The sequence below is a fragment of the Quatrionicoccus australiensis genome, from assembly GCF_020510425.1.
Taxonomy (GTDB): domain Bacteria; phylum Pseudomonadota; class Gammaproteobacteria; order Burkholderiales; family Rhodocyclaceae; genus Azonexus; species Azonexus australiensis_A.
Map to the genome: position 1 here is coordinate 1,304,885 of NZ_JAHBAH010000001.1, position 20,930 is coordinate 1,325,814.

22 protein-coding genes are annotated in these 20,930 nt (G+C 58.8%); 5 read left to right on the plus strand and 17 right to left on the minus strand.

What is annotated here, in order from left to right:
- Positions 1 to 93: 93 nt before the first annotated feature.
- The 5 genes from KIG99_RS06335 to KIG99_RS06355 form a co-directional block, all read right to left on the minus strand.
- The gene (locus tag KIG99_RS06335; RefSeq protein WP_319002362.1) at positions 94 to 1,059 is read right to left on the minus strand and encodes a potassium channel family protein; all 966 of its coding nucleotides are present in this window, start codon (positions 1,057 to 1,059) and stop codon (positions 94 to 96) included.
- Positions 1,060 to 1,146: 87 nt separating this feature from the next.
- Positions 1,147 to 1,638 carry a DUF3124 domain-containing protein gene (locus KIG99_RS06340; protein ID WP_226459385.1) on the minus strand — a complete coding sequence of 164 codons (492 nt, stop codon included), beginning with the start codon at positions 1,636 to 1,638 and terminating at the stop codon, positions 1,147 to 1,149.
- A gap of 109 nt (positions 1,639 to 1,747) precedes the next feature.
- Complete coding sequence (locus tag KIG99_RS06345; protein ID WP_226459386.1) at positions 1,748 to 2,140, minus strand: response regulator; 393 nt, start codon at positions 2,138 to 2,140, stop codon at positions 1,748 to 1,750.
- Positions 2,137 to 4,887 (minus strand): response regulator, encoded by a 2,751-nt coding sequence (locus KIG99_RS06350; protein WP_226459387.1) that lies wholly within the window; start codon positions 4,885 to 4,887, stop codon positions 2,137 to 2,139. Before KIG99_RS06350 ends, KIG99_RS06345 begins: the two co-directional genes overlap by 4 nt.
- On the minus strand, positions 4,884 to 5,312 hold the full coding sequence (locus tag KIG99_RS06355; RefSeq protein WP_226459388.1) for a hypothetical protein: 429 nt from the start codon (positions 5,310 to 5,312) through the stop codon (positions 4,884 to 4,886). The genes KIG99_RS06350 and KIG99_RS06355 overlap by 4 nt, the downstream gene beginning before the upstream one ends.
- A gap of 6 nt (positions 5,313 to 5,318) precedes the next feature.
- On the opposite strand from KIG99_RS06355, the gene KIG99_RS06360 reads away from it, so the two are divergent.
- Positions 5,319 to 6,146, plus strand: coding sequence for a response regulator (locus KIG99_RS06360; RefSeq protein ID WP_226459389.1), 828 nt, complete (start codon positions 5,319 to 5,321; stop codon positions 6,144 to 6,146).
- Positions 6,147 to 6,248: 102 nt separating this feature from the next.
- Here the strand turns inward: KIG99_RS06360 and KIG99_RS06365 are convergent, their stop codons facing one another.
- The 3 genes from KIG99_RS06365 to KIG99_RS06375 form a co-directional block, all read right to left on the minus strand.
- Entirely contained in the window at positions 6,249 to 8,108 is a 1,860-nt protein-coding gene (locus KIG99_RS06365; protein ID WP_226459390.1) for a TolC family outer membrane protein, read from the minus strand.
- Positions 8,109 to 8,265: 157 nt separating this feature from the next.
- Positions 8,266 to 9,390 carry a HAMP domain-containing sensor histidine kinase gene (locus KIG99_RS06370; protein WP_226459391.1) on the minus strand — a complete coding sequence of 375 codons (1,125 nt, stop codon included), beginning with the start codon at positions 9,388 to 9,390 and terminating at the stop codon, positions 8,266 to 8,268.
- Between the two features lies 1 nt (position 9,391).
- Complete coding sequence (locus tag KIG99_RS06375) at positions 9,392 to 10,087, minus strand: response regulator transcription factor (protein ID WP_226459392.1); 696 nt, start codon at positions 10,085 to 10,087, stop codon at positions 9,392 to 9,394.
- A gap of 14 nt (positions 10,088 to 10,101) precedes the next feature.
- Between KIG99_RS06375 and KIG99_RS06380 the strand changes: the two genes are divergently transcribed.
- Complete coding sequence (locus KIG99_RS06380; RefSeq protein ID WP_226459393.1) at positions 10,102 to 10,332, plus strand: hypothetical protein; 231 nt, start codon at positions 10,102 to 10,104, stop codon at positions 10,330 to 10,332.
- A gap of 122 nt (positions 10,333 to 10,454) precedes the next feature.
- Entirely contained in the window at positions 10,455 to 11,135 is a 681-nt protein-coding gene (locus tag KIG99_RS06385; RefSeq protein WP_226459394.1) for an EF-hand domain-containing protein, read from the plus strand.
- 103 nt (positions 11,136 to 11,238) lie between these two features.
- On the opposite strand, the gene KIG99_RS06390 is transcribed toward KIG99_RS06385, so the two are convergent.
- Both KIG99_RS06390 and KIG99_RS06395 read right to left on the minus strand, forming a co-directional pair.
- On the minus strand, positions 11,239 to 11,685 hold the full coding sequence (locus KIG99_RS06390; protein ID WP_226459395.1) for a cytochrome c: 447 nt from the start codon (positions 11,683 to 11,685) through the stop codon (positions 11,239 to 11,241).
- A 56-nt stretch (positions 11,686 to 11,741) separates the two neighbouring features.
- Positions 11,742 to 13,061, minus strand: coding sequence for a sigma-54 interaction domain-containing protein (locus KIG99_RS06395; RefSeq protein ID WP_226459396.1), 1,320 nt, complete (start codon positions 13,059 to 13,061; stop codon positions 11,742 to 11,744).
- A 282-nt stretch (positions 13,062 to 13,343) separates the two neighbouring features.
- Here KIG99_RS06395 and ccoG point away from each other — a divergent pair, with 282 nt between their 5' ends.
- Positions 13,344 to 14,756, plus strand: a complete 1,413-nt coding sequence (gene ccoG / locus KIG99_RS06400) for a cytochrome c oxidase accessory protein CcoG (RefSeq protein ID WP_404817874.1) — start codon at positions 13,344 to 13,346, stop codon at positions 14,754 to 14,756.
- 54 nt (positions 14,757 to 14,810) lie between these two features.
- Here ccoG and KIG99_RS06405 read toward each other — a convergent pair whose 3' ends face one another.
- Positions 14,811 to 15,644, minus strand: a complete 834-nt coding sequence (locus KIG99_RS06405) for an alpha/beta hydrolase (RefSeq protein WP_226459397.1) — start codon at positions 15,642 to 15,644, stop codon at positions 14,811 to 14,813.
- A 310-nt stretch (positions 15,645 to 15,954) separates the two neighbouring features.
- On the opposite strand from KIG99_RS06405, the gene KIG99_RS06410 reads away from it, so the two are divergent.
- Positions 15,955 to 16,143, plus strand: coding sequence for a hypothetical protein (locus tag KIG99_RS06410; protein ID WP_226459398.1), 189 nt, complete (start codon positions 15,955 to 15,957; stop codon positions 16,141 to 16,143).
- A 3-nt stretch (positions 16,144 to 16,146) separates the two neighbouring features.
- Here KIG99_RS06410 and KIG99_RS06415 read toward each other — a convergent pair whose 3' ends face one another.
- From KIG99_RS06415 to KIG99_RS06440, 6 genes are read right to left on the minus strand one after another with little or no spacing between them, the layout of a single operon-like run.
- Positions 16,147 to 16,362 (minus strand): RNA-binding S4 domain-containing protein, encoded by a 216-nt coding sequence (locus KIG99_RS06415; protein ID WP_226459399.1) that lies wholly within the window; start codon positions 16,360 to 16,362, stop codon positions 16,147 to 16,149.
- Positions 16,359 to 17,009 (minus strand): LutC/YkgG family protein, encoded by a 651-nt coding sequence (locus tag KIG99_RS06420; protein WP_226459400.1) that lies wholly within the window; start codon positions 17,007 to 17,009, stop codon positions 16,359 to 16,361. The genes KIG99_RS06415 and KIG99_RS06420 overlap by 4 nt, the downstream gene beginning before the upstream one ends.
- On the minus strand, positions 17,006 to 17,962 hold the full coding sequence (locus KIG99_RS06425; protein WP_226459401.1) for a D-2-hydroxyacid dehydrogenase: 957 nt from the start codon (positions 17,960 to 17,962) through the stop codon (positions 17,006 to 17,008). The genes KIG99_RS06420 and KIG99_RS06425 overlap by 4 nt, the downstream gene beginning before the upstream one ends.
- Positions 17,962 to 18,660, minus strand: a complete 699-nt coding sequence (locus tag KIG99_RS06430) for an aldehyde dehydrogenase family protein (RefSeq protein WP_226459402.1) — start codon at positions 18,658 to 18,660, stop codon at positions 17,962 to 17,964. The genes KIG99_RS06425 and KIG99_RS06430 overlap by 1 nt, the downstream gene beginning before the upstream one ends.
- 2 nt (positions 18,661 to 18,662) lie before the next feature.
- Positions 18,663 to 20,105, minus strand: coding sequence for a LutB/LldF family L-lactate oxidation iron-sulfur protein (locus KIG99_RS06435; RefSeq protein ID WP_226459403.1), 1,443 nt, complete (start codon positions 20,103 to 20,105; stop codon positions 18,663 to 18,665).
- Positions 20,105 to 20,833, minus strand: coding sequence for a (Fe-S)-binding protein (locus KIG99_RS06440; RefSeq protein WP_226459404.1), 729 nt, complete (start codon positions 20,831 to 20,833; stop codon positions 20,105 to 20,107). The genes KIG99_RS06435 and KIG99_RS06440 overlap by 1 nt, the downstream gene beginning before the upstream one ends.
- Between the last annotated feature and the right edge of the window lie 97 nt (positions 20,834 to 20,930).

Consider the following 20,930-nt stretch of genomic DNA (forward strand, 5'->3'; position numbering starts at 1 on the left):
ATAGGCTCGTCTGAAGCAAGCCGTTTTGCTGGCGTTGTTTTAGGTAAATCTTACGCCTGGCAACAGGGGAATCAAGCCCTGGCAGCTCTCGACTCAGGAAGCGAGCTCAATCAGCAAGGCCTCGATTTCCATGCGACCGACCGGACTGGCCATGGCAATCAACATGAACCCGGGCTTGATCAGGAAATCATTATCGGGATTGAACTGCCATTCTCCATTGCGCTCGCGCACGGCCAGCAACACATAGTTGGCGCTACGCAGCTTGAGAGCCGCAATCGGCTTCGGAATGAAACCGGCGGGGACCGGGACCTCCTCGACACGCAGGTTTTTTTCCGACTTGAGCATTTCATCGAGAAAAGAAACCACATGCGGCCGGATCATCGCCGAGGCAATGCGCATGCCGCCGGTAAAGTCGGGAGAAACGATGGCATCGGCACCCGCCTTGCGCATTTTCTCCATGTTGCGGGTTTCCATGCAGCGGGCGACGATGCGGACATTGGGCTTCAACTGTTTGGCCGTAATGACGATCATCAGATTGCGCGAGTCATCGCCGGTGACGGCGAAAACCCCTTTGGCATCCTCGAGATCGGCCGCCATCAGAATATCGTCGTCGCTCGCATCGCCATGCAGATAGAGGAGGCCAGGATTTTTTTCCTTGTACTCCTGCAGGCGGACATTGTCTTCGTCGATGGCGACGTAGTGGCGATTGGTCGCCTCCAGCTCATGCGCGATATTGCGCCCGACCCGGCCGAAACCGCAGAGGATGTAATGTCCCTTGAGCTTCTTGATGGTTTTTTCCATACGCTTTCTCTGCAGAGTTCCATTGAGATCGGTTTCCAGCAACGCAACCGTCACGACCGAGAACAGCATCGACAGATTGCCCGCCCCCAGAATGCCAAGAATGACCGTCAGTACCCGGGCCGGCTGATTACTCGACATATCAATGATTTCACCAAAGCCGATCGTGGCGACGGTAATGAACGTCATGTAAAAACAGTCGAACCAGGAGTACTTTCCATCCGTCAGGTACATGTAGCCCAGGGTGCCGAACGCGTGCACCGCCAGCAATGCCGTCAAAGCGACATATAGCAGGCGAAAGATATAACTGATTTGGGATGCTTTGACGGCGGATGTCACGGCATCGACCTATTCGACAATCGGCACGGACTGAGTCATGAAAATGACGGCTTTGCCACCATCCATATTGGCGTGCAGAGCTTCGACCAGAGGTGGGCTGATCGCAGTATCGGCATCCCACTTGACCACAAAATTGGCTCCGGAACCGCCCGAGGCATCGTTCAGTTCGACAAAAAGCTCCAGCGTTCCCAGAGGCGGGATGGTGACGGCAGTCGGCACCCGTTCCCCCAGCAATTTCCCCTGAGTGTCGTAATAGCGGGCCGACAAAACGCGCAAGGGACGACGGGCATCCGTGTTGCGGATGCTGACCAGGGCGGAAAGCAGCACGTATGACGCCTTGCCGCTCTTGCCAAGATTGCCATAGAGCATGTGAGAGTAAATCGGCAAGTACAGCGTCTGGCTTTTCGCCTGAGGACGCAACTCCTGGGCTGATACAGCTCCGCACAACAGGAACAGCCCGCACGCGCCGAACAGCAACTTGCGCAAATTAACCAGTTTCATCGCTCCCCCTCGATCAAGCAGATTGGCTCCATGTATTTTCCGGCCGATGATACCTGCAGGCGGAGTTTACCGCACGGCTGACGCCAGCCCGCAGAGAAAGAACGGGAACTCAGGAACGGGCTGCAGGACGAGGCTGCGCCAGCAAGGCTTTCAACTGGGCGGAGATCAACTGCCAATTTACCGGCTTGGCAATGTAGCTGGCATTCAGTTGCTCAGCCCTGGCGATACTCTCCGGATCGCGATGACCGCTTACCAGCACCACCGGGAAATCGCGCCCCCGGCTTTGGCGAATCGCCGCACAAACCGCAAAGCCATCCATTCCCGGCATTTCGACGTCAAGCAGCACAATATCGCAAGGTGTGCGTTTGAACTCGGCAAGCGCATCCAGGCCATTATCAACAACGACAACAGAAAACTCGCTCGGATCAAGTGCTATCGGCATCAGCAGGGCAACGGTGGGATCGTCATCGGCAACGAGGACCCGGCATATCGGCTGACTCATGCAGGATTCTCGGCAAGCATCTGCTTGACGGCCAGGCAAACCCTCCCCCACTCGAGCATCAGGGACTCGACATGCAGGGAAACTTCCGTCAGGTTACCCGCCCGACCGCCCCCCTCGATATCCCGCAGGATTTCAGCGAAACGATTGGCCCCGACGTTGAATGAACTCGACTTCAATCCATGCGCGGCGCTTGCCAATTGCTCGACATCAGAGCACCGGAGCGCCAATTCCAGGCGCGCCATATCCTGCGTCGCCGCCTTCAGATAAGCACTCAGCAGTTGCTGCACGAGAACCTCGGCCCGCGCCGGAGACAGCGCACGAATCTTGTCGAGAGCAGATGGATCCAGCGGACTGGCAATCACCACCTTTTCTGCATCGGGCGCGCTCGCTTCGACTTCCGGTTGGCGCCGTTCGGCTGGCAACCAGCGCTGGAGAATAGCCAGCATCTCATCCCCGCTGTATGGTTTGGTCAGGTAGTCATCCATCCCGGCCTCCATGCAACGGATACGATCTCCGGGCATGGCGTTGGCGGTCAAGGCGACAACCGGAAGATGCAGTCCGCTTCCTTCCTCGCGCTGACGCAGTATTCGGGTGGCCTCGAAGCCATCAAGCAATGGCATCTGGCAATCCATCAGAACAAGATCGAAACGCTCGTCGGCAAGCATTTCAAGTGCCTGCCGCCCATCACTGACGGTACTCACCCTGATGCCTGCTCGTTCGAGATGAGCCCGGGCAACGATCAGATTGCTTTCATTATCTTCGGCAATCAGCACACGCCCCCGTAAACGCGGTGGCACAGCCGAAACCTTGTTGGCGCGAACCGCCCGGCGCCGGAACGCCAACTCGATTGCCTCGAAAAGCTCTGCCTGACGCACCGGCTTGACGAGACAAGCAGAAATATCAAGACGCGCCTGATCCTCTTTGGCGATCAACTCGACCGAAGATGAAAGGACCACAATCCGCGTCGCCTTGAGGCGCTCGTCGCTGCGAATGGCACTGGCGACATGCAGTCCCGGCAAGCCGGGCATATGCAGGTCAAGCAACACCACCGAGAAAGGCTCACCGGCTTCGGCCGATTCACGCAAGCGGGCGAGCGCCTCCACACCGGAAACAGCCGCCCCGACATCGAAGCCTTTTTTCCTGGCCTGACCCAGCATGACTTCAAGACTGGTCTGGTTGTCATCCACCACCAGCATGCGCGCCCCGGACATGCTGACTGTCGAGATGGACTCTTGTGCCTCGACCAACTGACCAAATGGCAAACTGAAGGTGATTACAAAACAGGAGCCCTGCCCTGGCTGACTGGATACCGACAACTTCCCGCCCATCATATCGACCAGGCTGCGACAAATGGCGAGCCCCAGCCCGGTCCCTCCGTACTTTCGGGTAGTCGAACCATCCGCCTGCAAAAAATGTTCGAATATTTTTTCCTGAGCTTCGGGCGGAATACCAATCCCGGTATCCCTTATGGTCAAGGTCAGATTGAACCTGTTTTCGTCGGAAATACCGAATACCAATGACAGTACTATTTCGCCGTGATCGGTAAATTTCACCGCATTACTCAACAGATTGGCAATCACCTGCCGCAAGCGCAGGGAATCTCCTCGCACCACCAAGGATTCGGCCAAGGGCAAATCGGCAACCAACTCGAGTCCCTTTTTTTGGGCTGGCTGTGAAAACAGCTCAAGCGACTCCTCGAGCAGCCCGAGAAGATCAAAATCGACTTCCTCAAGTTCGAGCTTGCCAGACTCAATTTTGGAAAAATCCAGGATATCGTTGATGATGCCCAGCAGATGGCGACCTGAACGCTCTACGGCTTCAACGAACTGACGCTGCGTTGGCTCCAGGCGGGTATTGAGCAGCAACTCGGTCATCCCCAGCACACCATTCATCGGAGTGCGGATTTCGTGACTCATCGTTGCCAGAAACTCGCTTTTTGCCTGACTCCCTGCCTCTGCAAGATCTTTGGCGCTCCGCAACTCGCGCGTACGCTGCTCGACCATCTGCTCCAGGCTGCCCAGATGCGAAGCCAACCAGCGGTCCCGCTCACGAATCTGTTCGACCATGGCATTGAACCCCTCCCCCAGCAGATCCAGTTCCGCCACCCCGGTTTCTGCCGCGCGAGTATCAAGCTGCCCTCTCGACACCTGCGCCATGTGCTCGGTAAGGACAAGCAGGGGACTCATCAAACGATCGATCTGACGAGATTGAAGGCGCAGGGCAATCATCAAGGCAACAGCCATCTCCAGCAGGATCAACCCGAGATACCAGAACACTTGCTGGTAGATTGTCGAGAGATCAATGACTAGGCGGATCCATCCCCGCTCAGCCCGATCGAGATGCACATATGCCAGAAAATCAATCGCCGACCAATGAAATTCATGCATTGGCTGAGCGTCGACCGGTAAGGGCGCGCCGGGATGCCCGGATCCGGCATCCCGTTCGTAGGCGGCAAACAACGTACGATCGAGACGAAAAATCGCAACCGACTGGACGTCAGGTTGGGCACGCAAAGATGTCAGCAACTGGTTCGCAGCAGCCTGATCATCCGACGCAAGCGCAGGAGCAAGAATCGCGTTCAGCAATTCAAGACGCGTCTCTCCATCAATCACCTGGGTACGCACGGTGATACAAGCGGACGTTAAAAGAATCACCAGGGAAACAAAGGCAATGGCAGAAGCCAGGACATAAAAATTGATACTGGCCAACCGTGCGCGCAAGGACGGCGAATGGAAGAACCTGCTCATAGCTGATTCAGCGGCACGATCGATTCGCGGAGCTTGGCTTCGCTCGCCGCACGCCAGGCCTCACGAAAACAATCCTGCAAGTACCAGCGCACGCTTGGTGGCACCGCGATCTGTTGCCCAGCCAGGCGCAACGATAGCAACTCCTCGAGCACAGCTGCTGCACAGGACAACTGATCGGCACCGACATTCGCTGCGGCACTGCGCAATGCATGCACCTTTTTACGCTCAACCTCATCATCACCGCGAGCAGCAAGCCATTCCCGCTCCCATTGGGAGAAGTGCTGGACAAAAAGTCCGAGTGCCTGCCACCACAATGCTGACAGCCCCAGCATGCGCTCCACGGCGGCATCTATATCAAAACCTTGAATGGATTTAGGAATAAGCATCGGAATAAAAGGGGGGAAACGCGAAAAACAGCGGCGCAATCAGAAATGCAGATCTACGGATTGTCACAGCAAAAAGAATCGAAAAAACATGGGAATGGTAAAACAATTCAAAGGTTTTACATTGGATTACAATGCCATCTTTACAAACTCGCTTACGTCAAACTTATGCGCCAAACTGCGCTCATTGTCGAAGACGATCCGGGAACGCGCCATGTTCTCAGCGCCACGCTTTTATCTGCCGGCATCAATAGCATATTCGCCGAAACCGGCGCAGAAATGTGGCAACAGCTCTCCGAAAATCCCGATGTCATTATTCTTGACCTCAGCCTGCCGGATTCGGATGGCCTGGAACTCCTGCGCCAGTTGCGACAACAGTCGGAAATTCCGGTATTGATTCACTCTACCCGATCGGACGAAGTCGAACGCATCATCGGCATCGAAATCGGTGCAGATGACTTTTTGCCCAAGCCCTGCAATCTCCGCGAACTGGTTGCACGAACCCGGGGCTTGCTGCGCAGGACACAAGGACGTCAACCTGCGCAAAAAAATGAAGCTCGACGCATGCATTTTGGCGACTGGATCCTTGATACTGCATCGCGCGAACTCACCGATGCCGAGGGACGTCCCGCACCATTAGGCGTTTCCGCCTTTGCTCTGCTCTCTGCATTTCTCGACCACCCTTTTGAGCCGCTTTCCCGGGAAATGCTTTCCCGCGTACTGAAACGCGAATATGTTCCGTACGACAGAATCATTGACGTTCATGTCAGCCAGATTCGCCGCATCTTGGGCAAACAAGCGGATGGCAGCAGTTTCATCAAGACCCTGCGCTCCCAAGGCTATGTTTTCATCGCAGCAGTGGAAGCCTCGCAATAGCCAGCCACCTCGTTTGACCGATGCCCCATCGCTTGCAACCCGAGCACGGATGTCAAAAAGCCGCCCTCAGGCGGCTTTTTGACATCCGGAGATGACTAAGAGTTACTTGCCACCAGTGACCTTACAGCCGCCCACGGTGTTGCCCGCACAAGGAGAAGACCCCTCGCGATTGATCAGCCACTTGCCACCAACCAGTATCATTTCGAGCGTCTTCTTCGTGACATCACGATACTGGTTTGATTGGTAAACCTGACGGAAGTCAGCAAAGGCACGGTCCTTGCCATCCATGCGGACGGTGACCTCCTGAACATCGACGCTGATATTGTCACGTGTCGATATCCGGCTCCGGCGCAACTGAGCCCAGTCCTCACGATTCAGACCGCCATCCGGAGTAAAAGTCGGGGCATAGAAACCGGCATAATCGGAATAGTTCTTGGCGGACCAAGCAGCCGCCCAGGACTTAACTTGGCGAATGATGTCATCGTTAGCACTTGCTGCCGCAGGAGCAAAAGCAACCGGCTGAGCCAGCGGCTTGCTATTGAGTTGGCTCATCGCACGCGCGTTCAAGGCTTCGCGGTCCGATGCAAAAGTGCCAATCGAATCATTCGGACAGAATTGGCTGGCATCGACCGAGGCCAGTTCGCTGCTTTCCGGATCACGAACATCCAGTTTCTGCAAACCGAGGTACTCGAGCAGCGTTCCCATACCAGCATAAGTACGCAGATAAGCGAGGCTGAGATCAGTATCAGCATTAACCGCATTCCGACGGGCGCTCAGCAACTCGTTTTCGGTATCGAGCAAGTCGAGCAGCGTGCGCTGACCAACATTGAATTGATCCCGATAAGCGTCACGGGTCTTTTCAAGCAGACTGACCTGAGTCGCCAGGTAATTGGCCTGCTCCTTCAGCCGCAACACATCGTTGTAGGCAATCGACAGGGTCTGACGGGTATCGCGACACGCCTTTTCGCGCAGATCAAGAGCAATGTTCTTGCGTTCACCATACTGCCGTTCCCGCGCCCGATCCGAACCACCATTGAACAAGTTCCAGTTAATCACCAGTTCGGCAACATTCTGAACACGATCGCCATCTACCCCGAGGTAATTTTTGGTGTGATCGGTCCGCGCACGAAAATCGAGTTTGGGCGAGTAAGCAGCACGTCGTACAGCCATATCGCGCTCAGCCGCTTCGATATTTTCAACTGCTGCCAACAAGGCCGGATTTTTCTTGTACAGAACATCCTGAGCCGCCTTCTGGCTAGCCGGCAAACCATTGCTCAACTGACTCGGCGGAATCACCGAACCTGGCGGCTGGCTATTAACCAGGCGCTGGTAGCGAGCCGTGACGTCGTGCAGATTCGCCGTTTCGGTCGTCAAATTGATTTCGGCCAAGGCCAGACGGCTCCCGGCTTGCTCCAGATCGACCCGGCGCCCCACACCGGATTGCGTACGACGAATCAACTGTTCATGCGTCGCTTTGTGCTGAACATAATTGTCTTCGGCCAGATTGACCAGGAATCGATAACGCAAGACATCGAGATAAGCACGAGCCGCTTCAAGCGCGATATTTTCGGATGCATCAAGCAACTCGTAGTAACGAACCAGGCGAGCCTTGTCGAGTCGCTTGACTTCGTTGTGGGTTGCGAAGCCATCAAACAGCATCTGATTCAGGCTCAAGCCAAAGCCACTACGCGTGTAGTCCTTCTGAGTCTCAGTAGGCGTCTTCAAGCTTTCACGCCCCCCCCCGGCTGTCGCGTCGATTCGCGGCATGAAGCCCCCACGCGCAACCCCAACTTCCTCTTCCGCCGCTTTGTAGTTGTGCCATTTCGAAGTCACTTCCGGACTACTCAGCACAGCCTGCTGAGCAACCTCCTTCAAGGTAGCAGGGGCGCCTTCAGGAGCTGCCTGCGCAAGCACCGGAAACACTGTGGAGAGAAGCAGGGCAAGAATAGTGTTTGGTTTCATGAGCATTCAATCAGAAAAAAGCATCAATTAACCCACCGACACACATGACAAGGCGCTCACCGGCAGGACACGAATTATTGGAAGCATGGGTATTGCTTCAAGTGAGCCGATTATAGACAAGCAAAATGTCAGCTATGTAAGTTTTTGTAAACTGTTACTACACTCGCAAAACCACCTTGACCACCAAGCCGCCAGCCTCTCCATTACTTGCGACTATTGAGCCATTGATCGCTACCAGCACTCTCTTCGCGATTGCCAGCCCCAATCCGTAACCGCCACCTGAACCCTGTCCACCTTCACGAAAGAACGGGGCAAAGATTGCCTCAAGATCAGCCTCCGGAACACCGGGCCCCTGATCCGCAATCGAAAACCCGAAACAATCTCCCTCCAACCCAGCCTTGACCAACACCCTCCCGCCCTCAGGCGAGAAACGCAAGGCATTGCGAATAATGTTTTCAATGGCCCGGTGCAACAACTCGGCATTGGCTCTGACCTCAACCATCTCCCCCGCCACAAAATCTATCTCGACTCCCCGTGCAACTCCTTCAAACCGGGCATCTTCAACAATACCAACGAGCAATTCACCCATATCAACATTTTCAAGCGCCCCAACCACCCCAGCCTCAAGACGTGACAATGTCAGCAATTCGCCAACCAGTTGATTGATCCGTTCCCCCTCTCGCTCGATACGATCAAGCGAATCCCCCATCCGAGAAGGCTGCTGCCGAGCCAGGCCGATGGCAGCCTGAAGGCGGGCCAGAGGAGAACGTATTTCATGCGAAACATCATGTAGCAGGTTCTTCTGCCCTTCCATAAGCGCACGCAAACGCTCCGTCATATGGTCAAAATCACGGGCCAGATCAACCAGTTCATCATCCCGCCCCCCCATGCGCCGCCCGATACGGATATCGAGATCACCCTCGGCCGCAGCATCAAAGGCCTCGCGCAAAAAACGGATGGGTTTGGCGAAATACCAAGCGAGAGCGAACGCACAAACCAGACTGGCGAGCAAAGTCGCCAATGCGGGAACAAACGGAATGCGGAACTCACCCGGCGGCGGGACGGGATGCTCGCCCGGCGGAGGAAGTCGCCCGAAGTCAGGAGGAGGCCTGTGCAAAGCACCAAGATGCGGAGGCGACTCTTGCATGGACACGGGTCTGCCAGAGTCGACCATCTGATCTGTCCGGCGGTGCTCCAACCAGAAAACCAGCCCAACCCCGAGAATACCAGCCAGTTGAGCCAGCCAGACAAACAGGAAGAACTTCCAGAAGAGGCGTCCCACGTTACTCACGCAGCAGTTGATAACCTTGCCGATAGACGGTCTGGATACAGGAGCGACCGTCAAGCAGGACCCCGAGCTTGTGCCGAATGCTCGACAGGTGAACATCAATGCTTCGATCATAGCGAGCCAAAGGGCGCCCAAGCGCCTGCTCTGACAAGTCACTCTTGCTGACCGGTCGACCTGCATGTCTGGCCAGAATCTCCAGCAGGTTGAATTCGGTACTGGTCAGCTCGACGGGGGCACCAGCCCACTCGACCCGACGCTGCTCGGAAAGAACACTCAAGGCGCCAATCACCAGAGGGGCACCGGATGCAGCCTCACCAGGAAATTGCGTGCGCCGCAAGATGGCGCGCAAGCGGGCAGCCAATTCACGAGGAAGACAGGGCTTCGGCACATAGTCATCAGCCCCAAGTTCAAGGCCGACAATACGATCCATGTCATCCCCCTTGGCCGTCAGCATCAACACCGGAATCGTGCTGCCCGCCCGGATGCGCCGCAAAGCCTCAACGCCATTGACACGAGGCATCATCACATCAAGCACGACAATCGCATATTTTCCGGAGAGGGCTTCTGCCACACCGCTCTCACCGTCATTTACCGCCGTCGCAGCGAAACCATCCTGGATCAGGTAGTCACGCAACATGCCTGAAAGCTCGACATCATCGTCGACCAGCAAGATATGGGTGCCCGGATTCATTGCAGACTCTTTATATGTGGATGCTTGCGCATCATAACCAAGCAAGTGCCCTCAAGGTGCCGGATTTACAGACTTTTACCGGCAACCCAGCGGACTTGGCGGCGCCGTTTTTGAACGAAGAAAGCACTGACGACAAGGACTGGAAAACGATAGCGGCAAATTTTGCCGCCCTGAAAATTTTGCCGGATTTTGGAAAAAACCCGAAAAACCCAGGCAAAAACCGACAAAACACCTGGATTTCTTAACAGCTTTTTACCTCGATTAACAGGAAACACCACTGATTTTCGCCATTTCAGGCCGATAACTTGCTCAAAGAGATCAACCCGCAAGCGGGCAAGGATGTTTCAACAAACAACAGGAGGTAATCATGGTCAGCAGCATCAGTAGCAGCACCACATCCATCAGCCAGTTATTCGCCAAGCTGGACAGCAAAAGCCAGGGATATATCGAGAAAAGCGATCTGCTCTCGGCATTTAGCCAGATCAACTCGGGCAGCAGCGACAGCTCAGGCGTTGACGATGTCTTTGCAGCACTCGACAGCGACAGCGATGGCAAGGTCACCGAAAGCGAATTTTCGACCACTCTCACCAAGTTGCAGGAAGAACTGGACAGCCAGCTCAACGAAATGCGCATGAACGGCTTTGGCGGCACCCAGGGCAGCAACGGCATGGCAGGCATGCCACCGCCCCCGCCGCCGCAAGACGACAGCGGCTTTAGCAAAGATGAGTTGACCAGTCAGCTCGACGAAATCGGCAGCACTGACAGCGAACGCGCCAGCTTCATCTCCAATATCGTCAGCAACTTCGAAACAGCCGATGCCGACGGCGATGGCAAGGTGACCTTTGCCGAAGCACAGAGCTACAACAGCGACTCGAACAGCACCTCGGCAACGAGCGACAGCGCCACCGGCAGCACATCAAGTGCATCGGCGAGCAACAGCGAAGCCCAGGTCATGATGAAAATACTGCAACTGATGCACGCCTACGGCAGTTCGGATCAGGACCAGCAGAACACGACAGCTAGCAGCCTGCTTTCGGTTTCAGCCTGAAAATTGCGACACACAAAAACAGGCTGGCCTGAACAAGCCAGCCTGTTTTATTTTCAATAACGATAATTGCCTGGCACCTGCCACGCACCACTCGCTCACCTTGTTAGTCCTTGAACACCTTGTGACAGCTGCGGCACTGCTCATGCACGGCCTCGTAAGCGGCACTCACCCTTTTCAGATCACGACTCTCTGCGGCCGCCAGCAAATGCTCCGTGGCGACCAGAAAGGCCTGCCGTTCGCGCTCGAAACTTGCCGGCTCACGCCAGACCTTTGCCGTGGCATGCGTTGGCGGATAGTTGGTGTCCGGCCCGAAATATTGCCACGGCCCATTCTTGGCTGCATCCAGCGCCTTGGCATGCACAAGGAACTGGTCAGGCTTGTATTGTCCCTTGCGCAACTGCTGCCCCATCGGTTCAAAGGCATTGAGCATCTGCCCGAAAGCCTGTCGGCGATGAGTGACCGGCTGCCCCGGATGCGTGTCGGCAGGCTCACCACAGGCCGCCAGAAAAGAGCAAAGCAGCCCGAAAATCAGAATTTTGTTGCGTTGCATTAACAAGTTTTCAATTCATTCAAAAATAGCAAACAGGAAATCGGAGCTGTCCCGACCTAATGAGCCCTGGCGTCTTTCAGCTTGCGGTACAGGGTGCGCTGACTGACCCCCAACAAACTGGCCAGCAGACCAGGATCGCCGGGCATTTGCGCTTCAGCCCAGGCAATGTAGCGCATCTCCAGCTCTGCCAGTTCGATCACCGCACTCAATTTGAAGCCGGCACTGGAGTCGACCGGCGCCGGAGCGACATCATCGGCCATTTCGGTCAGATGCGGCAGATCAATCTTGTCACCGTCGGCGAGCAGTGTGGCACGCTCGATCAGATTGCGCAGTTCGCGAATGTTTCCACTGAAACGACGACTGGACAGCCAGGCCAGCGCAGCAGGCGTCAGCTGCCGACGCGGCTTGCGATCGACTCGCTCGAGCAGCGACGCTGCCAGCAGGGGAATGTCTTCGACCCGCTCATGCAGAGCCGGCGTGTGAATCGGGAAGGTATTGATGCGGAAATAGAGATCGCGGCGAAATGTCTCGGCTTGAACCATGCTGCGCAAATCGCGGTGGGTCGCCGCGATCAGGCGGAAATTCGCGGGCAACCAGTCCAACCCGCCAACCCGCCGGTAAGTTCCCGTTTCCAGCAGACGCAGCAGCTTGACCTGCAGCGCAAGGGGCAACTCGCCGATTTCATCAAGAAACAGCGTACCGCCGCTGGCCGCTTCAACCAGCCCCTGCTTGCGATGATTCGCGCCGGTAAAAGCACCTTTTTCATAGCCGAACAACTCGCTCTCGAACAGCGTTTCGGTCATTCCGGCGCAGTCGACCGCGACAAAGGGCCCATCCTCCCGCGCACTCGCTTCGTGAATGGCTTGTGCCACCAACTCCTTGCCGGTCCCCGTCTCGCCCAGCAACAAGACCGACGCATTGGAATTGGCGACACGCAGGACCTTCTCCAGCATGCCGACAAACGCGGGGGAACGCCCAACCAGGCCCTGAGCTGCAGCCCGACTGCTCGCCTGGCGAACAATGCGCATCGTCTCGACAAAATAGACGACCTGTCCCTGGTCGTCGCGGATCGGCGTGGTTTCGACATCAACGTGCTCTTCGCCCCGCGGCGTGTGATGCAAATGCAACACACGCTGCGGCGCGCCGGCCTCAAGGCTCTGCTTGAGCGGGCAGGACTCGCCGGCTTGATCGCAAGGCATGCTGAAGTGATGCGACACCTCATAACAGCAGCGCCCGGCAATCGGCTCGCCCCCCCCGAATTCCTTCAAGTAGGCGGTATTGGCCGCGATGATGCGGTATTCTCCATCCATGATGATGCGCGGCTCGGGCAGGCCATCGAGGAAGGAAATCAATTCGCTGAGAAAATGTGCCGTCATGCCACCCTCGCCATTTCTGTCATCGTTGTCAGACAATTTTGACACACATTGCTCATTTGTAGCCGAGTGATGTATATAAGCAACTGATTTTGAAACAACAAGGTGCAAAGTGCCCGCAGGCATGCATCTTGTTAATAGCAACACAGGAAACCGGCAGATTCCGTCTCACCAAGGTCGCTGCGTCTTTTTTCATTCGCCCCGCAGGCATGCTTTGACGCAGTTGCTGATTGCTGTTGGTAGTGCCGGTTTCCGACCTAATTTTTCTCATCAATGAAAGCCGAGATGAATCAACCTGCCGACAAGACAGAAGAAATGAAACCGACCGGGGTTTCCTTCTACGAAAAACGTAAAAAAATCTTCGCCAAAGGGGTGCGCGGCTACTTCGACAACTGGCGTGTCGCGCTCGTTCTCCTGACCCAGGTCATCTTCTACGGTGGCCTGTGGCTGGAATGGAACGGTCGCCAGGCACTCCTGCTGCACCTTGTCGAACGCAAGTTCTACATCTTCGGCGTCGTCTTCTGGCCGCAGGACGTCATTTACCTGGCGACCCTGCTGATCGTCTCGGCTTACGCGCTGTTCCTGGTCACCGCCATCGCCGGGCGACTGTTCTGCGGCTACGCCTGCCCGCAAACGGTTTACACGCAGATGTTCATGTGGATCGAGAACTGGGTCGAAGGCGAGCGCAATCAGCGCATCAAGCTCGACAAGGAACCGATGAGCGCCCGCAAGCTGCGCATCCGCGCCACCAAGCACGGCCTGTGGCTGCTGCTGTCGCTGTGGACTGGCTTCACGCTGGTGGGTTACTTCACGCCGGTCAGCGAACTGATCGAGAACGTGCGTACCAACAATCTCGGCTCTTGGGAAATCTTCTGGATCTTCTTCTACGGCGGCTTCACCTACCTGATGGCCGGCTTCATGCGCGAACAGGTATGCAAGTACATGTGCCCGTACGCCCGCTTCCAGAGTGTGATGTTCGACCCGGATACGCTGATCATCACCTACGATCCGGAGCGCGGCGAGCAGCGTGGCGCCCGCAAGAAGGGCGTTGATGCCAAGGCGGCCGGTCTCGGCGACTGCATCGATTGCGGCTTGTGCGTCCAGGTCTGCCCGACCGGCATCGACATCCGCAACGGCCTGCAATACGAGTGCATCGGTTGCGCCGCCTGTATCGACGTCTGCGACCAGGTCATGGACAAGGTCAACCTGCCGCGCGGCCTGATCCGCTACTCCACCGAGAATGCCCTGGCCCGTCACCTGACGCGCAAGGAAATCCTCGCCCATATCGTGCGGCCGCGCATCCTGCTCTATACCGCGATCCTGGTGCTGATCACCGGCCTCGCCACCTGGTTCCTGGCGCACCGCATCCCGCTCAAGGTCGACATCATTCGCGACCGCTCGACGCTGGCCCGCGAGGCCGACGACGGCAGCATCGAAAACGTCTTCACGCTGCAGATCATGAACACCGAAGAGCAGCCGCATCGCTACAAGGTGGTGGTGGATGGCCTGGACGGCATCAAGATTACCGGCACCGGCGATGTCGAGGTCCCGGCGGCAACACTCCAGTCCTTCATGACCGTCATCAGCGTTCCGCCGGAAGCCGGTCAGAAGGGTGCCAATCCGATCCACTTCGAAATCGTCGCCCAGGAAAACCCGGACATCAAGGTTCGCGAAAAGGCCTCATTCATGATGCCCTGAGTCGCAGCCAATCGAACGCAAAGGAGCGGGAGCTGGTCTCCCGCTCTTTTTTGTCTACACGACCACAGGTATGAATGCCGCTTCGAGAAAAAGGAGCATCGCAGGCAGATGCAAATCAATATCGCCATAATCGTCGTGACTGCCCGGAACCGGCAGTAGCTCGACCAAATCCGTCGCACGCGCGGCAAAGATCTCCTGCGCCTCACTGAACGGAACGGTTTCATCGGCCAGGCCATGCACAATCAGCACCGGACAGAACAGCCGCGCGATGCTGCGCGAAGGCGCGATATCATCAAAACGGTAGCCGATGACCCGCTGCACATAAGCCAGGATGTACGCACCAAGCGGCCAATAGGGAATATGCATTGCCGCCAGCCAGCGGCGCATCATGCCGGCCGGGTGCGCAAAAGCCGCCAGGCTGACGATTGCCGTGACGGTCGACTGCCGCGTTCCGGCCAAAAGCGCAGCGCCCGCACCGACCGAATGCCCAATCAAACCGTAAGCGACCGGATCAATACCCGGCAGGCGCTGCAACCAGGCCAAGCCGGCTTCGATGTCTTCGGCAAACCGCGGCAACGAGGCGAAGCTGTCGGCATCGCTGCGCCCGTGACAACGCGCATCCAGAAACAGTAGCGTGTAACCGGCCCCATGAAGCGGAGCAGCGAGCGGCAGCATGGTCTGGGCATTGCCGCCCCAGCCATGCATGACGACCAACGCCGGTGCACGACTCGGGCCGGGGATAAAACAGCCGAACAGATTTTTCCCGTTCGCCGTCGGCACCGAAACCTCCTGCCATGGCAGGCCTTCCGGTACTGCCGTGGAAACGAGGCGCGGCGCGGCCAGGCCGCGGCGAATCGCCAAATTGAGCAGCGTAACGCCGGCCGCCATCAAGGGCGGCAATAGCCACCAGGCACTCATCCTGAGCGACCCGGCAGACAAGGACAAACGACAGGCACCAGTCGCCCCGCCCTGAATGGGACAGCAGGAATCACCCCGTTCCGGTACAAATTCGAATTGCTCAAGGCAGACCCAGAATATAAGAAAACACTGATTTTACTACCGGCAAAAAACCGCAGACCAGCGATGGCAGCTGCTTTCTTCCCGACCGCCGTCGAACAACACCAAGGCCCTGCCGGCACGCGCAGCCGAATGCCTGATTCGTGTAGACTCGGCAACAGGAATTTCAACAAGACCGGCCATGAAGACCAGCCAGAAACCGAGAAAAGAAAACGATCGTCGCCAGCAGGACAACGGGCCGCCTGCCGGCTGGAGCGACCGCCGGCGATCGACGGAAAGACGCATTCCGGAAATCGAGGAATGCGCGATCAGCGAAGCGGAGTGGGAGCTTTATTTCGGCAAGACAGACGCCGGCAAAACCGGCGCTTGAAGCCTATTCGGCGATCAGTTCGACCGTTTCGCCGCCTATCGTCATCGTCTGCCCCGGCCGCAATTTCGCCCTTTTGCGGGTGTCGACCGCTGCATCGACCTTGACCCGGCCTTCGGCGATCGCGGCATGCGCCGAACCGCCCGAATCGCACAGACCGGTCGCCTTGAGCAGTTGATCGAGTTGAATGTATTCGCCGCGCACGGCAAAGCGGATGCTCATGAGTTTTCTCCGGTCAGTATCAGATGCACCCGGCAGGGCCCATGGGCACCGAGGACAATGGTTTGTTCGATGTCGCCGGTCCGTGACGGGCCGGAGATGAAATTGAGGGCGCGCGGCACACTGCCGCGTTCGGCACGCAGCAGGGCAAAGGCGTCTTCCATGGTGGCGACGATGCGCGCCACCGGCACCAGCGCGATGTGGGTTTCCGGCAGCAGGCTGACCGTCGCCGGCGTCGCCGCCCCCGATAGCAGGAGCAGCGTGCCGGTTTCGGCAATCGCGCAGAAGCAGCCGGAAATGCCCACTTTATCGGCGTCGACCGCTGGCCGCACGACCACGTCGAGGCCACTCGCCGCCCAGTCGAGCGTTGCCAGATCGCCGGTCAGCACTGCCTCGCGCCCCAGCCCGCCGGCCGCCAGATAGCGCGCCACCGCCTGCGGCGCGTCACCTGACGCGGAGACGCTGTCCACGCTGCTCGCCAGGCTCTCCGCCTTGGCGCGGAAACGCTGCACCAGATCGCCATCGAGCACCGGCTGCGGTCCACGTACCGGCGCCGCGAGCAGCGCCTCGGCGCGCGCCCGGCGCGCCGCGAAATCGTCCTTGCCGACACCGGCCCGGACCCGGCCGAGAATTTCCTCACGTGCGCTCATACAACGCGGTTCCTTGGGATGCCCGCCACGAAGGCTTCGATGTTGTCGATCAGCTGATCGGCCAGCGCTTGCATCGCCGGGCGACTGGCCCAGGCAACGTGCGGCGTCAGCAGGAAATTGGGCAATGCGAGCAGTTCGGGCGCCAGCATCGGATGATCGGCGGGCGGCGGCTCGGCGGTAAGCACGTCGAAACCGGCGCCGGCAATCCAGCCTTCGCGCAGCGCGCGGATCAGTGCCGCCTCGTCGACCAGCCCGCCGCGCCCGGTGTTGATCAGCAGGGCGCTCGATTTCATCGCCTGCAGCTCGTCGACCGCAAGGAGATGGCGCGTTTCGTCGTTCAGCGGGCAATGCAGCGAAATCGCATCGGCCTCGCGCAGCACCGTGGCAAACGCCGTATAGCCGGGCCGCACCACGCTCGCCCCCTTGCGCTCGGCGCGCAGCACGCGCATACCAAAGGCTTCGGCCAGACGGGCAACCCCGCCGCCCAGGCTGCCGGCGCCGATCAGGCCGAGTGTCGCGCCGTGCAGGTCGCGGATCGGATGATCGAACAGGCAGAACTGTTCCGACTGCTGCCAGCGCCCGGCCTGCAGCGAAGCACGCCAGGCAATCAGGTTGCGCGACAGGGCGAGGAGCAGCGCGAAGACATGCTCGGGCACGGTCTGCTCGGCGTAACCACGGATATTCGAGACAACGATGCCGCGCGCCCGGCAGGCATCGAGATCGACAATATTGGTGCCGGTCGCCGCCACCGCGACCATTTTCAGCTCGGGCAGCAGGTCGACCGCTGCGGCCGGCAAGGGGCACTTGTTGATGATGGCGATGCTCGCCCCGGCCAGGCGCTCGACGACCTCGCCCGGCGCCGTTTTGGCGTACTCGGTCCAGGTATGCGCGAAGTCCGGCCGCCGAACATCGGCGACCAGCGCATCGCGCTCAAGGTAGACGATGCGCTGCATCAGCCACCCAGCATCTCGAACGGCGTGCCGGCAGCGGCGGCGATCCGCCCGACCTGCTCACCCAGCGCCGGGTTGCCGGCATAGAGCAGGCGATCGACCGTGGCCGCGCACAGACCTTCGACTGCCGCCGTATCGCCCTGGAGCAGGTTGAGCACGCCAGCAGGCCACTCAACGCGCGCCGACAGCTCACACAGCGCATAGATCGCCGACGGCGCCTTCGGACTGGGTTTGACGACCAGGGTTGCCCCGGCCATCAGCAAGGGCGCCATGGCACCGGCAAAGGCCGCCAGCGGCCGCGTCGGATCGAGGACCAGCCCGACCACGCCGGTATCGCCGACTAAAGCCGACTGCAGCGCTTCGACGGCCGCAACGACTTCCGCGTTTGCCGCGCTGTCATCGAGTACCGTTTCCTGTTGCAGCAGCTTGGCGAAATGCCCGGCATAGCCCTCCAGTGCCTCGGCCAGGCGGCTCAGGCAAACCCGGCGCGCCTGCATACCCATGTCGGCCCACAGCGGCTGCGCGGCGCGCGCCGCAGCGACGGCTTCGACCGCCTCGTCGGCACCACACAGCGGCACGCGGCGGATCGCCTCGCCGGTTGCCGGATTGGTCACGTCGAGGAAACCATCGGCCACGGTCAGAAAGGCGCGGCCGTTGATCCAGAGGGGAATGGCCTGCGGGCCTTCGGGAGTGAAATCCATGCTCAAGCTCTCTTTCTTGCTGCGTATTGTTCGTGGAAGGTCTTGCCGGCCGGCACACTGAGATCGCGCCCGGCGGTCCACCCCGGCGCCATGCCCAAAATGCGGATGCGACCGCTGTCGTCCGCCAGCCAGTTGAGATAACGCGAGGCGCGCCGCACCACCCAGCGGTAAAGGCGCGGTTTGCCGGCCAGCCAGGCCCAGGCTTTGAGCGCAAAACTTTCGCCGAGCGGGCGCAGGCCGCGTTCGACCTGTTCCTCGCGCAGGCGATGCATCAGGCCGGGCAGCGGGATGCGCACCGGGCACACCGTGCCGCACTGGTTGCAGCCGGTCGAGGCATGCGGCAGATCGAGCGCGTTTTCGATGCCGGTGTACAGCGGCGTCAGCACCGAGCCCATCGGACCGGGATAGACCCAGCCGTAGGCATGGCCACCGAGCGAGAAATAGACCGGACAATGGTTCATGCAGGCGCCGCAGCGGATGCAGCGCAGCATCTCCTGGTAGGCCGAGCCAAGCAGATTGGCGCGACCGTTGTCGACCAGGATGAAGACCGTCTTTTCCGGGCCATCGCTGTCGCCCGGCTGTTTCGTACCGGTCAACAGCGAAACATAGTTGGAAATCGTCTGCCCGGTCGCCGAGCGCGGCAACAGGCGCATCAGGGTCGCGAAATCGTCGAGCGTCGGCACGATCTTCTCGATGCCGGTGACCACGACATGCACGCGCGGCAGCGTCGTCACCATGCGGCCGTTGCCCTCGTTGGTGACCAGCGCCGCGCTGCCGGTTTCGGCGATCAGGAAATTGGCGCCGGTGATGCCCATCTCGGCACTCAGGAAATGCTGGCGCAACACTTCGCGCGCTTCCCGCGTCATCGCCGGGATATCGGCAGAAGTACGCGTTTCCAGCGGTCGACCGTGCTCCTCGGCAAATAATGCCTCGACCTCTTCAATGGTCTTGTGCACGGCCGGCGCGATGATATGCGACGGCGTTTCGCCGGCGAGCTGGATGATGTACTCGCCGAGGTCGGTCTCGACCGGCCGGATACCGGCCGCCGCGAGCGCCTCGTTGAGATGCGCCTCTTCCGAGAGCATCGATTTCGACTTGGTCGCCTTGGTCACGCCATGTCGGCGCGCCACGTCGATGACCAGCTCACAGATTTCGTCGCCATCGCGCGCCCAGAGCACCTCGGCGCCGGTCGCCTTCGCCTTTTCCTCGAACAGCTCCAGCCAGACGTCGAGATCGCCCAGCACGCGGTTGCGGATATCGACGCAAGCGCTGCGCAGCGCCTCGAATTCGAAACCGTCCTCGGGCAGCGCAGCCATCGCCTTGGCGCGCTTGCCGACGAAGAGCGGCTTGGCCTTCTGCAAGGCCTTCTGCAGCACCTTGTTGCGGATCTTCTCGCCAGCCCGCGCCTGGAAGAACATCGCCTGCGAATGCTTGGCGCCGGCCATCAGGATTCTTCCCCTGCCAGCACTTCGGCAATGTGCAGGACGCGCGTCGTCTCGTCGCCGCGCCGGCGCAGACGGCCCTCGATATTGATCAGACAGCCGAGATCGCCGCCAACCACCGCAGCAGCGCCGACCTTGGCAATCGACTCGCACTTGCGATCGACGATCTGCGTCGAAATATCGCCGAACTTGACCGAGAAGGCGCCGCCGAAACCGCAGCACTCCTCGCAATCGGCCATTTCATCGAGGCTCAGGCCGCGTACCTTGAGCAACAGTTCGCGCGGCTGGCGCTTGATGCCGAGGCCACGCAGGCCCTTGCAGGAGTCGTGATAGGTGACGCTGCCGGCGAAATCGGCCGGCGGTAATTCGACCTTCAAAATATCGACAAGAAAAGTCGTCAATTCGAAGGTCCGCGCCGCCAGTTGCTGCGCACGCGGCGCCCACAGCGGGTCGTCGGCCAGCAATTGCGGATAGACGTTGCGCACCTGATCGGTACAGGAACCGGAAGGAATCACGACGTAGTCATAGCCCTCCAGCTCGCTGATCGCCTTCTTCGCAAGCTCGGCGGCAAGCGGCCGATTTCCCGCACTCCAGGCCGGTTGACCGCAGCAGGTCTGGCTTTCCGGGACAATGACTTCACAGCCGGCCGCTTCGAGCAGGCGCAGGCTCGCCATGCCGACCGAGGGTCGGATCAGGTCCACCAGACAGGTAACGTAGAGGGCTAAGCGCATGCTAATATTGCGGCGCACAAGAAAATAAAGTGGCTAATGCTACTCAAACAGCACCAATAAAGGAATCCAGTTGTCCGAAGCAGCCCAAGGGTCCGCG

Bases quoted from the DNA above. Each gene is read 5' to 3' on its own strand.
- ccoG (WP_404817874.1), top strand. From the start codon at position 13,344: ATGAATCAACCTGCCGACAAGACAGAAGAAATGAAACCGACCGGGGTT.
- KIG99_RS06365 (WP_226459390.1), bottom strand. From the start codon at position 8,108: ATGAAACCAAACACTATTCTTGCCCTGCTTCTCTCCACAGTGTTTCCG.
- KIG99_RS06385 (WP_226459394.1), top strand. From the start codon at position 10,455: ATGGTCAGCAGCATCAGTAGCAGCACCACATCCATCAGCCAGTTATTC.
- KIG99_RS06405 (WP_226459397.1), bottom strand. From the start codon at position 15,644: ATGGCGGCCGGCGTTACGCTGCTCAATTTGGCGATTCGCCGCGGCCTG.
- KIG99_RS06420 (WP_226459400.1), bottom strand. From the start codon at position 17,009: ATGAGCGCACGTGAGGAAATTCTCGGCCGGGTCCGGGCCGGTGTCGGC.
- KIG99_RS06360 (WP_226459389.1), top strand. From the start codon at position 5,319: ATGCAGATCTACGGATTGTCACAGCAAAAAGAATCGAAAAAACATGGG.
- KIG99_RS06380 (WP_226459393.1), top strand. From the start codon at position 10,102: ATGTGGATGCTTGCGCATCATAACCAAGCAAGTGCCCTCAAGGTGCCG.
- KIG99_RS06430 (WP_226459402.1), bottom strand. From the start codon at position 18,660: ATGGATTTCACTCCCGAAGGCCCGCAGGCCATTCCCCTCTGGATCAAC.
- KIG99_RS06410 (WP_226459398.1), top strand. From the start codon at position 15,955: ATGAAGACCAGCCAGAAACCGAGAAAAGAAAACGATCGTCGCCAGCAG.
- KIG99_RS06340 (WP_226459385.1), bottom strand. From the start codon at position 1,638: ATGAAACTGGTTAATTTGCGCAAGTTGCTGTTCGGCGCGTGCGGGCTG.
- KIG99_RS06415 (WP_226459399.1), bottom strand. From the start codon at position 16,362: ATGAGCATCCGCTTTGCCGTGCGCGGCGAATACATTCAACTCGATCAA.
- KIG99_RS06375 (WP_226459392.1), bottom strand. From the start codon at position 10,087: ATGAATCCGGGCACCCATATCTTGCTGGTCGACGATGATGTCGAGCTT.
- KIG99_RS06435 (WP_226459403.1), bottom strand. From the start codon at position 20,105: ATGGCCGGCGCCAAGCATTCGCAGGCGATGTTCTTCCAGGCGCGGGCT.
- KIG99_RS06425 (WP_226459401.1), bottom strand. From the start codon at position 17,962: ATGCAGCGCATCGTCTACCTTGAGCGCGATGCGCTGGTCGCCGATGTT.
- KIG99_RS06390 (WP_226459395.1), bottom strand. From the start codon at position 11,685: ATGCAACGCAACAAAATTCTGATTTTCGGGCTGCTTTGCTCTTTTCTG.
- KIG99_RS06345 (WP_226459386.1), bottom strand. From the start codon at position 2,140: ATGAGTCAGCCGATATGCCGGGTCCTCGTTGCCGATGACGATCCCACC.
- KIG99_RS06350 (WP_226459387.1), bottom strand. From the start codon at position 4,887: ATGAGCAGGTTCTTCCATTCGCCGTCCTTGCGCGCACGGTTGGCCAGT.
- KIG99_RS06395 (WP_226459396.1), bottom strand. From the start codon at position 13,061: ATGACGGCACATTTTCTCAGCGAATTGATTTCCTTCCTCGATGGCCTG.
- KIG99_RS06440 (WP_226459404.1), bottom strand. From the start codon at position 20,833: ATGCGCTTAGCCCTCTACGTTACCTGTCTGGTGGACCTGATCCGACCC.